Source organism: Streptomyces sp. SID12488 (assembly GCF_010548275.1).
Classification (GTDB): domain Bacteria; phylum Actinomycetota; class Actinomycetes; order Streptomycetales; family Streptomycetaceae; genus Streptomyces.
The window spans coordinates 594975-609452 of sequence record NZ_JAAGLT010000001.1; the positions used below are offsets into that span (position 1 = coordinate 594975).

8 protein-coding genes are annotated in these 14478 nt (G+C 66.5%); 3 read left to right on the forward strand and 5 right to left on the reverse strand.

The window, feature by feature from the left end; all coding sequences use genetic code 11:
• Positions 1-53 precede the first annotated feature (53 nt).
• On the forward strand, positions 54-1040 hold the full coding sequence (locus tag G3I56_RS02710) for a hypothetical protein (RefSeq protein ID WP_164406905.1): 987 nt from the start codon (positions 54-56) through the stop codon (positions 1038-1040).
• Positions 1041-1108: 68 nt separating this feature from the next.
• Here the strand turns inward: G3I56_RS02710 and G3I56_RS02715 are convergent, their stop codons facing one another.
• A complete protein-coding gene (locus tag G3I56_RS02715; protein WP_164406909.1) occupies positions 1109-1549 on the reverse strand; it encodes an ATP-binding protein in 441 nt (146 codons plus the stop codon).
• Positions 1550-1783: 234 nt separating this feature from the next.
• On the opposite strand from G3I56_RS02715, the gene G3I56_RS02720 reads away from it, so the two are divergent.
• Positions 1784-2635 carry a helix-turn-helix transcriptional regulator gene (locus G3I56_RS02720; protein WP_164406910.1) on the forward strand — a complete coding sequence of 284 codons (852 nt, stop codon included), beginning with the start codon at positions 1784-1786 and terminating at the stop codon, positions 2633-2635.
• A gap of 10 nt (positions 2636-2645) precedes the next feature.
• Positions 2646-2849: a DUF397 domain-containing protein gene (locus tag G3I56_RS02725; protein ID WP_164406912.1), complete on the forward strand. Its 204-nt coding sequence runs from the start codon at positions 2646-2648 to the stop codon at positions 2847-2849.
• A 141-nt stretch (positions 2850-2990) separates the two neighbouring features.
• Here the strand turns inward: G3I56_RS02725 and G3I56_RS02730 are convergent, their stop codons facing one another.
• From G3I56_RS02730 to G3I56_RS02745, 4 genes are all read right to left on the reverse strand, one after another.
• Complete coding sequence (locus G3I56_RS02730; protein ID WP_164406913.1) at positions 2991-3335, reverse strand: hypothetical protein; 345 nt, start codon at positions 3333-3335, stop codon at positions 2991-2993.
• A gap of 8 nt (positions 3336-3343) precedes the next feature.
• Positions 3344-9871, reverse strand: coding sequence for an RHS repeat-associated core domain-containing protein (locus G3I56_RS02735; RefSeq protein ID WP_164407243.1), 6528 nt, complete (start codon positions 9869-9871; stop codon positions 3344-3346).
• 148 nt (positions 9872-10019) lie between these two features.
• Positions 10020-13550 carry a LamG domain-containing protein gene (locus tag G3I56_RS02740; RefSeq protein ID WP_203688952.1) on the reverse strand — a complete coding sequence of 1177 codons (3531 nt, stop codon included), beginning with the start codon at positions 13548-13550 and terminating at the stop codon, positions 10020-10022.
• Positions 13551-14057: 507 nt separating this feature from the next.
• Entirely contained in the window at positions 14058-14411 is a 354-nt protein-coding gene (locus G3I56_RS02745) for a hypothetical protein (protein WP_164406914.1), read from the reverse strand.
• Positions 14412-14478 lie beyond the last annotated feature (67 nt).

Consider the following 14478-nt stretch of genomic DNA (forward strand, 5'->3'; position numbering starts at 1 on the left):
AACGCATCGCCTTGGCACCGCAGAATCGTATTCACCCCATTACGTTCCATCGCATGGTCAGCTCACCGCACGAGGCGATGCACCAGATCTTCAGGGAGGACCCGGAGCTCTTTGCCCGAGCCCTTCCGAGGGCCGGTATCCCCTTCCCCAAACCCACGTCGATCCAGTTCCTGGACACCGATCTCACCGAGATCAAGCCCCTGGCACGCCGCGTGGACACCCTGTTACGGATCACCACGGAGGACAACGACGGCTATCTGCTCGCCTTCGAGTCCCAGGGCAAACCGGACCAGGAGAAGCACAGCAGTTGGACGTACTACTTGGCCTATCTCTACGCCACGTACAAGGTGCCCCCGATCCTGCTGGTGCTCTGCCGGGACAAGAACACCGCGTCCTGGGCCGCGAACCCGATCCGCATCGGCCTGCCGGCCCACACCAGCATCGCGGTCTTCCCCCTGGTCCTGGGCCCCGACAACCTGCCCACGATCATCGACCCGGACGAGGCGGAACAGGACATCCCCCTGGCGGTCCTCTCCGCACTCGCTCACGCCAAGGACCCGGCCCTCCCTGCGATACTGGAAGCTCTGGCGACGGCGCTGGCCAACGTCGGCGGCAATGCGTTGGACGACTGGGCGGAATACACCGAAATTGGCCTGGGTGACACCCCGGCCCGCGCACTCTGGAGGAACCTCGTGGCCATGCGTCCCAGCCGCTTCCCGGGCAGCGGCACCATCGTGGAGGAGTACCGCATCAAGGGCTTCACCCAGGGGGAGGCCGAAGGCAAAGCCAAGGGCGAAGCCGAAGGCCGGGTCAAGGGTGAGGCCGAGGGCCGGGCCAGGGGTGAAGCCGAAGGCCGCACCCAGGGCCGCGTACAGGGCCGCGCCCAGGACATCCTCCGCATCCTTGACCTCCGCGGCATCGACATCACCGAGGCCACCCGCGAACGCATCAGCGGCTGCACCGACCTGGACATCCTCGGCACCTGGTTCGACCGGTCACTCACAGCCGCCGACGCGGAGGAGCTGTTCGCCCAGGGGTAGCCTCCGGAGCCGACACGGGCCGCGCCGCCAGAGTTCACCGGCGGCGCGGCCCGTTTCACACAAGCACGCTACGCCGCGTGAAGGTCACCCCACACGTACTTGCCTCGCCAGCCATTCCTGGCCAGTGGCTGCCAGCCCCACAGGTCGGCACAGGAACTGACCAGAGCCAGTCCACGCCCCTCCTCCAGATGTGTGAGCTGCGTCAACGCTCCCGCCGAGGGCGGCGGCACAGGCGGTTCCGGGTCGGCATCCCACGCTCCGACGCGGAGGAAGCCGCCCCGCATGCGCAGACGCAGGGCGACGGGACCCTTGGTATGGCGCACAGCATTGGAAACCAGCTCCGTCGCGAGGAGTTCGGCAACGTCGGCGAGGCGGATCAGCCCGTGCATCGTGAGGACCAAACGGACGGTACGGCGGCAGACGGTGACGGCGCGGAGGTCGTGCGGGATGTGGAGGACGTATTCCCAGGGCTCGCTCCCGGCGGGGACGATTCCTTCAGTTTCCGACATGCGTGAACTCCTTGTAGCAGGAAGTGGAGTTGGCTGGTCGCTGAGGGTGCGGGCGGTGGCCGTGCCGCAGCCGTCGTGGCAGGACGGAGTGGTGCGCTTCCGGGGTCCCGGCAGTTTCGCAGCGTGTGCGTCGCGAGACCGACCGTAGTGCAAAAATTTTTCCTCGCGCAAGCTGTTGCACTAACCTGGCACCCGAACGTGGTGCAGTGAAGGCGAGTTCGAACCGGAGGGCACGTGGCACCGAGGAGCCGACCGACCGCACGGCAGGCGCGCCTGGGCACGGAACTGCGCAGGATGCGGGAAGCCGCCGGACTGAAGGCCCGAGAAGCGGCGGAGCTGCTCAGTTCGACTTCGGCCCAGATGAGCCAGGTGGAGGCCGGCCTGGCCGGGGTGAGCGAGGAGCGAGTACGCCGCCTGGCCGCTCACTACGCATGCGCCGACGAGGCTCTGATCGACGCGCTGGTGGCGATGGTCACCGACCGTACGCAGGGCTGGTGGGAGGAGTTCCAAGGCCTCCTGCCGCCGGTCTTCTCGGATGTCGCCGAGTTGGAACATCACGCGACGTTCCTTCACGAAGTCGTCATTACCCACGTACCGGGTCTGCTCCAGACCCCGGACTACGCCCGCGCGGTCTTCGGGTACATGGTCCCGCAGTTGCCCGAGAGCGAGTTGACTCCGCGGGTCCAGCACCGGATGAACCGGCGAGCCGTCATCGAACGCGATCCCCCGGTCCCGTACCGGACCGTCGTCCACGAAGCCGCCCTGCGTATCCGGGTGGCCGACCGCAAGGTGATGTTGGCCCAACTTCAGGAGATCCTGAGCGAGATGGAGCGGGGCCACGTCACCGCGCGCGTCGTTCCCTTCGACACCGACGGGTTCGCCGGAGCGAGCGCCGCCATGATGCACCTGGGCGGCCCGCTCCCCCGCCTGGACACGGTGCTTCGCGACTCACCCAGCGGCACGGCGTTCGTGGATGCCGAGTCCCAACTGGACCGATTTCGAACGCTCTTCCGTAAGGTAGAGAAGGCAGCACTAGACCCCGCAGCGTCGCGGGACTTCATCCACCGCTTGGCGAAGGAACTGTGAGGCACCACGCGTGACCAGCCCCCTCCTCTGGCAGAAGTCCTCCTTCTCCGAAGGAGGCGACGGGAACACCTGCGTAGAGATAGCGGACGTGCGCACCCGCATAGCCATACGCGACTCCAAAGACCCGGCCCAGGGGACGCTCAGCTTCCCGCCTCGAGCCTTCGCCATGTTCCTCGAGGTATTCAAGACGGACACTTCAGACACGGTCACATGACCCGACCCGATCGGCCGTGTGTTCCACCAAGGGCGAGGTACGCAGTGGCGTTCGCCCACCCTCGATGATCACCACGGCTCCATCCCTCGCGTGATGACAGGCTCCCCGCTTCCCGCCCCAGCCCTGTTCAGCGCCGAACCATCAAGGGCTTGAAAGTTGGGCAGTGGAGCCGCAGCCAAGGTTGAGGAATTCCAAAAGCTCGTCGAATAGCACCGCGACAGCCCGCTCCTGCTGCTGTTGACTCAGGTCATCCAAGTGCCGCACCCGAACCGGCGAAGAAGCGAGGTTGGCGACCAAAAGTGCCCAGTAAAGATTTGCCCCACTACCCAGCTTTGCAGCCAGTCGTTCGGGAAAACCTTGCAGAAGCTCGGCACCGGTCGCGGCATTGCAGCCGTTGATAAAAGCGACGAACTCTCGATAGCCACCGTTCAGACCGTAGGAGTTCGGCCGCCTTCGAACATCGGAGAAAATTCTTACGAAATCCATATCAGACCTCATGGCTGGTAGGGGCTCGGCTTCATCTGCAGGTACTCGCCGTACTCCCAGTGACTCATATAGCGTTCCACTGGCTCACCACTGCGGCCCGTCCAGGCATCGTAGACCTGACCATCCTTGAGCACGACGTCATGATGTGCCCAGCCCGTATCCTCGCCTCTGTACTTTCCCAGCGTAGGCGCACCATACTGGTCAGTAATACGCATTCTCTCTCCACCGATCTTCGTCTGGATGCCGACAGCCACGTCTTCACAGCCACTGCTCCCGCAGACAGTCGATGGTTCTTGTGCTTTCCAGGTCGGGCCGAGATCTCCGCTCGTAGACCCGGAACTACTCTTCGACTCTGCTTCCCTCAGCGCCTTGTTCAACCCGCTGTCGATGCGCCCGATGCCGTCCTCGGCGCCATAGATCCCCATACCGACCATGGCCATACCGCCCGCAGCTGCGGGGACGCCGATGACGCAGCCGACACCGGTGGCGATGCAGAGGGCTCCGCCAGCAACAACCAGGTCCCCTCCGGCGCCCATGAGGAACAGGCTTCCGGCGGTTTCGGCAGCTCCCCACCAGAGGTCGGGCTCGGTGACGAGCGCGGTGACGTAGTTGTCGACGGTGTCCACGATGTCGCCCAGCCAGCCCCACATGGGACCGTTCTCCTCGACTACGGGCGCTCCGGCGCTGTCGGCGCTCGCCGTACCGCAGTTGCTGTTGCAGGGATGGGCCGGGCGCGGTTTCGCGTAGTCGACGGCCTCCATGGGGCGCCCATTCCCGGCCGAACCGTCAGGACGCTTCTGGCAAGGATCCTCCTTGCCCCCGCACGCAAGCCCCATCCCCGTGGGGTCGCTGAACGTAAGCGGATTCTGGCCGCCGTAGGTGTAGCCGTTGAGGGTCTGCTGCTTGTCGAGTTCCAGGAGCGGGTCGACGCTGATGAACCGCCCGATCGACGGGTCGTACTCCCGCGCCCCGAGATGCGTAAGCCCCGAAGCGGAGTCCGTCGAAGCCCCGAGGAATCCCTTGTCGTCCGGCCAGGGGCCGAAGGTCGGTTGGCCTCGGTCCGCGCCGAACGGTTTGCTGTAGCGCTTCGTGGTCACCTGGGTCGCGTTGTCCACAGCGAGGCTGCTCGTGCCGTGGTGATCTGCGGCCAGCCAACTGAGCTTGTCGGTACCCGACTTGTTGGTGCGCATCGCGATCGTCGCGCCGGCGCCCGAGTAGTAACGCTGAGCCCAGAACTTCGCCGTCGATGTCGAGGTGTCGAGGTGGATCTCGCTCGATCCCAGGTACAGGACCGTCTCGCCGGCCGTGTTGCGGCGGATCAGGAGGCTACCGTCGGCGTCGTAGACGTAGCCGGTGGTGCTGGTGCCCTCCTTGAGGGTGTCGAGCTTGCTCTCCGCCGACCAGGTCAGGGTCTGGCTTGCCGTGCCGTCCGGCCGGGTCGTGGTGTTGCCCGTCGCGTCGTATGCGTAGGCCGAGGTGACGCCGGTGCAGGTGTTAGCGGTGGTGGTGGCGAGGAGGCGGTGGGTCTTCGTGCTGTCGTAGCAGTACGTCTTGGTCGTGGGCGTGCTGCTGGTCTTGTTGACCTCGGTCGCGCGCAGGCCCGAGTCCTTGTACGTGTACGACGTCCAGTACGGGGCGGCGCCTCCCAGCTTGGCCGTTGTGCGGTTGGCCGTGGAGCAGTCCGCTGCCGCCGGGGTCCAGGCGTCGGTCAGACGGCGGTGGCCGTCGTAGGTGAAGCACTGGTTGTCCGCCGCGCCGGTACCGCCGAGGGTCATCGGGTCCGAGACGGACGTGACATTGCCCGCGACGTCGTAGCCGTAGTTCAACTGCTGGAGCGTGTAGGCGTGTGTGTCGTCGGTGACCGACGACCGGAGGAGACGGTCGGTGCCCGCCTCGTAGATGTTGCTGACGTACACGTTGTAGGTGTTCTCGGCCTCGGACTTGCCCAAGCTGAGTATTTGGGGCTGCCCCAGGGACGTGTAGCTGGCGTCCAGCATGTAGACGCTGGTCCCCTTGACCCGGGTGTTCAGACCAAGGCCGTCGTACGTGTAGGCGACGAGCTCCGACTCAAGGCCACCGGCGGCCGGCACCGTGACGTTTCGCTGAGTCCCGTCGACGTCGTAGTACGCGGTGGAGGTCAGCTTCGCAGCGACAGCCTTCTTGGCGACGAGGGGGTCCGCCGCCGGCAGTTCGAGCTGGGTGGCGGTGGCCCGGTACATGCTGTCGAATTCCGTGACCCTCTTCGTGTACGCGGTATCAGCAGGATTGACGGCCCCACCGACATAGCGGGTGGCGGAGTCCCGCTGGCCCTTGGCGCCGGTGACCCCGTCGTAGGTGTACGCGGTGAGTTTGTTCGCGTCGACCTTTTCCTCGGTGGTCGAGGTCAGGTCCGCAGTTCCAGGGGCCGACCATGTGCCGGTGTTACGGCCCAACACGTCGTAGCCGCTGATCACGACCCGGGCCGCCGCGTCCTTGGTCCAGGAGACCTGGTCCAAGGTCGTGTAGCCGGTGGTCGTCGTGCCCATGTCGGGGTCGGTGGCGGAGGTCTGACGGCCGTACAGGTCGTAGGCATACGACCAGGCGCTGTCGGGGCCAGTGATCGTGAACGGCTTGCCGTCGCGGGTGTACGTGAACTTCGTGGACGTGTAGGTCGCGCCCACCGTGGCGCCGTAGCCGGTGTCGGCCGGGCTGGTGCCCTCGTACTCGCGGGTTTCCGTCGTACGGCCCTGGGCGTCCACGATCGTACGGACGGCCGAGCCTCCGTCCAGGGCGGTCGTCGCGGTGGAGTCACCCGAGTAGCTGGTGCTGGTGCTCCATTTCTTCACTCCCCCGCTGTAGAAGGTGCTGGTGACGGGCCGTTCCGCACCGTCGAAGACGATCACCGACTCTTTGGGGGTCTGGCCGTCGCCGGCTTCGAAGTACTCGCCAGACGGAGGGTTCTCGTCGTCGAAGAGATCGGCGTACGTCTGGCTGACCAGGCCACGGTTGTTGTAACGAGTGTCCGTCAGCAGCCGGCCACCGTGCGGTGTGACGCTCTGGGTCTGGAGCGGCCTCAGCAGCGAGTCGTAGATCTCGTAACTGGTGTTGTACGTGCCGTCGTTCTTGAGCGTCGAGGTCGATGACCAGGGGTTGTCGGCGTTGGAGACCGAGTAGGCGTACGTGTAGTTGGGGCTGTAGTCGGCGGCGCGGGAGCGGTTGGGCAGCCACGTCGCGGTCTGTCTGCCGAGGGCGTCGTACGTCGTCTCGGTGATCTTGCTGTTGATGTCGTAGACCTTGGTCGGCAGACCTCGGGCATAGTCCGCATACACAAAGGTGCTCTGCGTCTTGGCGTTGGTGACCTTGGTCCTGGTCAGCGGGCCCGCTGTCTCGGGGACGTAGAACGTGGCCGTGGTGTTGCCGTCGGTGTCGGCTACCGTGGCGACGCGGCCCAGGGTGTCGTACGTCGTCCGGCTGGTCGTCTGCCATGCGGACGGGTGGCGTTCGCCGTTCGTGGCCGCCGCCGGGTAGGCGGTGGGGCGGCCGACCCAGGTGACCGCGCCCTTGGTCGGGGTCTGGGACGCGGACCAGGCGGCGGTCGTGGACGTGCCGTCGTAGACCATCGCGGTGTCGGACAGGACGTCACCGCGTGTGGCCGACGACGTGGGCAGAGCCAGCTCGGTCTCGGCGATCGTGCACGCTCTGCCGAGCACTCGGGTACGGGTGACCAGGGAGTTGATGCCGAGCGTGGCGTTGGCCGCGTACCAGGTACGCGTGCACGTCTCGTCGCCGGTGACGGCCGCGTCACCCGCGTCGTACACCTTCAACGGCTGGCCGTAGGCGTCCCATTCGGTGGTGGCTGTGGTGTGCGTGCGCCAGGATGCGTTCGCCGTCAGATAGGTGTGCGTGTACGCCTTCTCCGTGCGGACGAAGTAGGCCTTGGTGTTCGAGGCGCTGTGGGTGGCCGTGGTGCGGTACCAGGGGTCGTTGACGGTCACGCTGACCGGTGTCGAGCCGTTGTAGGTGATCCGCTCCCGCAGGAAGCCCGCGTACGGGTCGCTGTCGGTCTCGTCGGCGATGTCCAGGCCGGTGAAGTCGATGCCGGCGACCGAGGCGGACCGCGTGGTGGCGGTGCCCTTGAGTTTGTCCCCGTGCATGCCCTGGAGGTAGGTGGAGACCGTCTTGCTCTGGGTGGTGCCCGCGATGCCCTTGGTCGAGGTGACCTTGCCGTAGCCGCGCCAGACGGACCACGTGCGCTCTGCTGCGGGAGTGAGCGGGTCGTCGTTGTAGTGCCAGGCGGGGTCGGAGTAGGTGTAGGTGTTCTCGACGTCCGCGCTCTGGCTGTACGGGTCCGCGCTGAGGACAGCGGTGACGCGGTACTTGTGGAACCAGTCGATGGATGCCTCGGCGGCTCCGTTGATGTTCCAGTACTGCGGATAGCAGGGCTTCGAGTTGTCGTCCTCGGCGGCCGGCATGTTCGAGCCGCGCACGCACTCAGGGCCGGTGATGGTGACCGTGGTGACGGCGCCCGTCTCGGAGGTGACCGTCCTGATCCGGGGGCGGTTGAGCGGCAGGATGTTGTCGCTGTCGCCGTCGACCCGGTTCGGCCGCATCTCGTAGGTGAAGGTCACCGGATCGAGCTTGATGGCCGTGCCGTTCTTACCGGTGTGCTGAACGGACTCCAGGACCAGGCTGTGGTCGGAGGTGTCACCGATGTCGTTGCCGTCCTTGAAGTCCTGGTCCAAAGCCCAGGAGTCAACGGCGGTGAACGCGCTCGTGGCGGCCGACCAGGCGTGGGTGTTGACGCCGGTCAGGCGCTTGCGGGTGAAGAAGGACGGGCTCGACGCGTCGCAGTCGGCCCCTGAGGCGCAGATCGAGTCGAAGGGGACATCGGGCCAGTTGGGGGCGGAGGAGTCCGTCAGTTCGCCGCAGTCGGAGACGGTGCAGCGTTCGGTGTAGGAGAAGGTGACCTTGTCGGAGGTCACGCCGGAGAACAGGGTGTCCTTGTTCTGGCCGTAGCGGATCTCGGTGAGGTAGCCGCCACGGGTGTACTTGGCGGTGGCGGTGGAGGCGTCGTTCTGGGCGTAGTAGTTGATCTCGGGGGTGTACCAGTACGTCATGGCGTTGCCGCGGATGTCCACGACGTAGTCCAGGTTCCAGCGCCAGGCCTGGGTGAGCGAGCGGCCGGCGAAGGCGGAACCCTTGTCGTAGCCGGGCTCGCCGGAGTCGTTGCCGTAGACCGGCACCGTCCACACCGAGTTGGTGCGGTCGGTGGTGGCCGCGCCGGGGAGCTTGTTCTGGCCGAAGACGTACTTCGTGCCGTCGCCGGTGGTGACGGTCCAGTACTCGCCGTCGTCGTCGCCGTTGTCGCCTCCGGTGGAGCGGACGACGGTGGAGGCGTCGTCGGAGCTCAGTCGCCAGACGTCGTCGGTCTTGTCTGCCGCGTCGACCTTGACCAGCTTGCTGGACTTGCCGTTGAGGACGATCGAGGCGTTCTCGAACTTCCAGCACAGGTCGAACTTGTCGGTCTGCCCGTCCTTGTCGCAGCTGCCGTAGGAGCGCTCGATGTACGAGGACGAGGAGATCTCGAAGCCCTCGCCGACCGGGTTGGACTGGTTGTTCGTCGAAGCGGTACGCCCGTCGACGCTGCCGGAGTCGTAGGACAGCGACAGTGACGGGGACGGTCCGGCCGCAGCGGGCGGCACGGCCATGCCGTACGACCAGGTGAAGGCGCCGGAGGAGCCCCCCGCCTCCCAACTGGAGGCGGGGGAGAGCGGGCTCGCCGTATAGTCGCCCGCGCCGGACGGGGACGCGCCCGCAGTCGCCGCGAGGGCCAGGACGGTCACCGCAGAGGAAGCGGAGGAAACGGAGGAGGCCGAAGTAGTGGCCTTGGCAGTGGAGTTGGATGTCGACGAGCTCTTCTGAGCCGTCGGTGCCCCAGGTTCCGCAGCGAGGGATACCTTGGCCGAGACGGTCTGGCCCGAGATGTTGTTGTGCGAGTCGAGCGGTGTCCGCTCTCGGCAGGCCGCCTTGTTCGGCGTCGTCAACGCACAGGCCGGGAGCTGGAACAGCCGCAGCCGACCGGACCATCCGCCGCCGTACGCGGAAGCGAAGTCCGAGTAGTCGACGCTGACTTCGGCGGTGCCGGGGTCAGCCGCCGTCGCGGTCAGCAGTACGCCCTTGATCCCGGCAGCCTCGGTCGCTTTGCGGCTGCGGACCTCGACACGCGTGTCACCCGAGGCTCCGTCCCGTGTACCGGTCAGCGTCACCGGGAGACCGCCGGCCGTCAACCGGGCCGCCTTGCCCTTGCCTGCGAGCCCCGCCTTCGCCGAACCCGCCTTCGGCCAGGTCGCGGTCTGCTCGGCGCGGGCGCGCCTGCCCTGTTCGGCGTTCTCCGCACGGGTCTCGGCCACCCGAGCCCTGGCCTTCTTGGCGCCCTGCCCGTTGAACTCGTGTACCTCGGAGACCAGTTGCTCCGGCATCTTGGGCTTGCCCAGGCCGACAACGCTATCCGCCGCCTGCACGGGGGCCGCGACAACGCTCGACACGACGAGGGACATCACCACGGCCGACAGCAGGCGTCGGCTGAAAACAACACGTCTGATCCTGGCGCCAACCCCACGCCTTACGGCACTCACAGCAGAACTCCCCAAGTGATCAAAGCGAGCAGAGGGCGACCGGACGGCGGACGGCCGGTGAGGTGAACGGTCAGTCATCCGTGCCACCCACGATGGCGCCGACCTGCTGCTCGGACATGGCCCCGGCCCAGATCCGAATCCGGGTGATCCGGCCCCCGAGGTAGTGGCCCCAGGCGGAGTCGACGAAGCCCGTGCCGACCGCGAAGTCGCCCGAACCCACCACAGCGGTGTAGGCGAGGTCGGGGCCGTTCTGGTTGGCTCCGACGTACAGGCTGATCGTGCCTGCGGAGGCGTCGAACACACCGGTCAGCCGCGTCACGCTGTTGGCCGTCACCGTCTTGGGCGCGTCGGAGACAACGGCTGTCCAGGCCCCGAGCGCGTCCAGCCGACCGAAGTACCACTTACCGATGGGGAGTTCCTTTTCGGTCTCCGGGTCGAATTCGGTGCCTTTCTTCTCGAACCACAGACCCCAGGAGGAACCATCAGCGCCTCGCTGACCGACGACCTGAGCGACATAGTCGTCGCTCTTGGCTGCCATGACCTCCGAGTCCAGCTCCACGGCCGTTGTCACTGTGAAAGACCCTGAGTCGTCAACGACCGGGCCTGCCGTTGTGGCCGTGTCATTCGTGCCGTCGAGGACGATCGCCTTGCCATCGAGGGATGCCCCGCTGGAGAGCTTGAGGGACCGCTTGTAGCCGGAGAAGGTGTCCGCCAACGGGCCTGTGCCCGGAACAGCCCCGTCCGGATTCCAGTCGGCGACGAGCTCGGCGTACGCGTCGCCGTTCTCGTCCAGCAGGTGGGCCTCCGTGGCCACATCTTCGTCAGTCAACAGCCGCTGCCAGACAGTCATTTCGTCGACGCGACCGCTCATGTAGTTCTGGTAGGTGCCACCCGAGGTGAACGCGACGCGACCGACCTGCAGCGCGCCACCCGCGACCGTCGCCTTCGACGTGCTGGGCAAGGACACCGGAGAACCCTGTGGTTGGCCGTTCACGTAGAGGCGGATCGACCGGCTTTCGGCGTCATAGGAACCCGCCACGTGGACCCACGCGTTGAGCGGCACGCCTGTGGCACTCGCACTGACGCTGTCGTACTTCCGTACACCGTTCTCGTACCAGCTCCACAGGAACACCCAGCGCTGCACGCCCGACGAATAGTAGAGAGTGAAGTTGGAGTTGTCGCTTCCCGTCTGGGAGATGACTGTCCGGCTGGCGGACACGTCACTCAGGTTGGCCCATGCCGAGACGGTGAAGGAGAACCTCGCGTCGACCACTGCCTCCGAGGTGGCCGCGTATCCCGACTGCCGGGCGGCGTCGTTGGGATCAGCGTTCAGCCACAGGGAGTAGTCAAGCTCGCCCCGTCTCGCCAGCAAGGACCAGCCCGCGCCCGCGCCGCGCAGAGTCATGGCGTGCCGTGTGCCCTCTGTTGCGGTGTCAGCCGCCGAGGTCTCAGTCGTGGCGGGGTCGGGGGTGTAGTCGTTGAAGTGCCAACGGCCGACTGCCGGTTGGCCCTCAGCGACCTTGAACTCCACGAATTTGCTGTCGCCCTCACCAGCGCTGTCTCCGGCCCGGACCTCAAGCTGTTCCGTGCCCGCAACCCTCGGCGTGACCCATGTCACGACCGTGTTTCCCGCGATCCGTTCCGACCACGACGCGCTCTTGGAGAGCTTGTACTGGTAGTAGTCGTTCACGTCTCCGGCCGCCGGAGAGAAGGTGAACTTCCCCTTGATACCCGGCCCGCCGGCCGCCGCGCAGTCGTCGCACTCGCTGTACGGACCGCCGAAGGTCACCACCGGGGGCTTCGGGGAGTACAGGTCGACCGTGAAATAGCACCAGTTCTTGGTCGTCACCGTGCTGGACGACTGCAGGTAGCTCTTGTCGTCGTTGTATAGAGACTGTGTGAAAGCCGCCATCCGGTACGTGCCGTTCTCGGCAAGTGTGATCGGCGTCTCGGCCTTCACTTGTGCGTTGTCGATCACGGTACTGGGCTGAGGTCGCACCGGCTCGGTGACCAAGTCCCATGTGCCGTCGGCCTGCTTCTTCTGGACGTAGAAGTGCGCTCGCAGGTGCGCAGCACCCTCACCACCCGCGGCGGTCTGCGGTCGCGCGGTCAGTATCGGATTCCGGTCCGCGATGACGTCCGGATCCGTGGACTTGGTCGAGCATTTGACACCCTTGCCCACCGCGATGCCGGGATAGGTCGGCACGGCAGGCAGCCCCACGAACTTGACCGACAGAGTGGCGTTGTCGTCGAACCGCTTCCATCCGTTGGGGTCGCCCTCGTCGTGCGCCTTCAACATCAGGGTCAACCGGGAGAAGCCACCGTCCGCGAAGACCTTCACCGTGTGGGTGAGGTTCTGGTAGCTCTTGGCAGGGTCGTCATTGAACTCGACCGGCGCGTCCGGCTGGCTCGGAGAACATGCCGTCCCACGCCCTGCGGCGACTCTTTGGTCGCCCATGACATCCCAGTTCGCCGTCGGGCCCGGCCAGTTGGTCGCCGAGGAGATGTTGCCGGTACGGACGAGGTCGACGACCGTCTTCTCGCAGGACATCGAAAACAGCTCGGTCACCCGGAAGGTCGCGTCAAGTACGTGCTTGCCCGCGAGCTTTGCCGACCCGAACTCGAAGTACATGCGCTGCCGGTAACCCGAGCCGCAGTAGTAGGCGAACCCGCCGGTCACGTATGTACCGCAGAGGCCGACGCCCTCGCCGTCGTCTCCGCCGTCGAAGTTGTAGAAGGTGTCGCCGTCCGAGGACAGCACGGTGCGCTCGGACTCGTCCAGCCCCACATCCGGGTCGATGTACAGCGGGTAGACCGTGTTCTCGCCGCTCAGCAGGCCCGCGTCCGGCACCACGGCCACCGCGTCCTCGGTCAGTTCCACCGGCAGCACGGCTGAGGCGTCGCCGTTGCCGGGGCCGTCGGCCGGGTCGGCGGAGGTCCCACCATGGCCGTCCACGACGGGCTCGTCGTCAGCGGCGGCGAGCGACATGGTCGTCGTCCCCGTGCCGGCGGTGTCCCCTGCCGAGTCCCACATCCGCGCGGCCGGTGAACGGAACACCGCGTTGCCGTCCTCGTCCATGGCGGCGAGACCACCACCCGCCCGGGTGGCCACCGTCAGGCCCTGCGTCTTGAGGGAGAACTCGATCCGCTCCAGCTCCGGATTGGCGGCTGCCTCGGCGGACTTGACGACCAGCACCTGTCGGACGCCCTCCACCGTCGCCGTCATCCGCAGGTCAACTCCGGGCAGCACCTCCGCGTACGTGGCGGACGCGCCGTCCAGCACCGGCTTCGGCAGGCTGCCTGGCCAGCCCAGGCTCAGCCAACGGCCGTCCTCGGCCAGCTTCACCAGGCCTCCGCCGTCACCACCGGCGGAGAAGGAGATGTCGGCCACCGACGCCTTCGGCCCGATCGAGCCGTCGGCCCGGCGCTCCAGCGTCGCGTCCGGCTCCGCCCAGGATCCGTCCGGCCGCGCGACGCGCACCGGTACGGCTGACTGCGTCAGGGTGAACGAGTAACCGTCAGGGTTGGCGTGGGTCGTGGCGTACTCCTCGCGAGCACCTACGACTTCGACCGCTTTGCCAGAGGCCTCCGCCTGTTCCAACGCGGCGGACGCCTCGGATGTCGGCGACTCCGTGTCGTCGGCTCACGCCACCGATGTGGTGACGCCCAGGGCGGGTAGAGCCGCCAGCAACGCCGTGACCGTCAGACCGGAGACCAACCGTCTCGCACGTCCGACGCTTCCGCGCTGCGGGCAGCGCAAAGAGTCCCCACCCATCCGTACCCCCGTTTTACGTGATCTTTATGAGCCCCCATATCGAACACGGTTGATCGAGAACGGTCAAGCAATTTCAAAGTGACACATCGACGTCGCAGAACTGCGCACCGAGTGCTGACGCACCTTCTACGACCGCTCATTGAGACTCAAAATCGATGTTTACCCATGCGCACCATCCGCCAGGATGGCGGCCATAGGGTCACGCTCACGTCGGAAGGCGAATGCAAGTGGCTTGAAATCAACCGCTGGTTCAGCTCGCACCCAAGCGGCCTTGAGCAACACGGAAAGGGCCCCGCAAGGCCCTTTTCCCACCACCGCGCCCCGTTTCCAACCTCACGCACCGGCAGCCGCGCCCCCCGAAGCCGGCCAGATCTGCCGCAGCGCGTATCCCATGAACGCCGCGTTGGCCAGAGCCGCCGCCGCGATGCCCACGAGGTAGAGGGCCAGGAACACCCCGTCGCCCGTGCCGTTCAGTGTGCCCTCGGGGAGAAGCGTGTACAGGAGGCTCAGCGGAGCGGTCAGCAGCCACGGGACCACGCCCGACATGGAGGCGTCGGCGTGGGAGACGAAGAAGGTGTCGACGAGGAAGAAGCCCGTCGCGGCGACGACCACGGCCAGGTACACCCGGGAGAGCCAGTTGTCCGTGGCCAGGGTGAGCAGGGTGCGGGGGCGGCGGTTGCCGTTCATCGTGTCCTCCGGTGAGTGCGCCGCGTCGTGCCGCGCGATGCCTCAACAATGGCCCGCGCACCGGCGC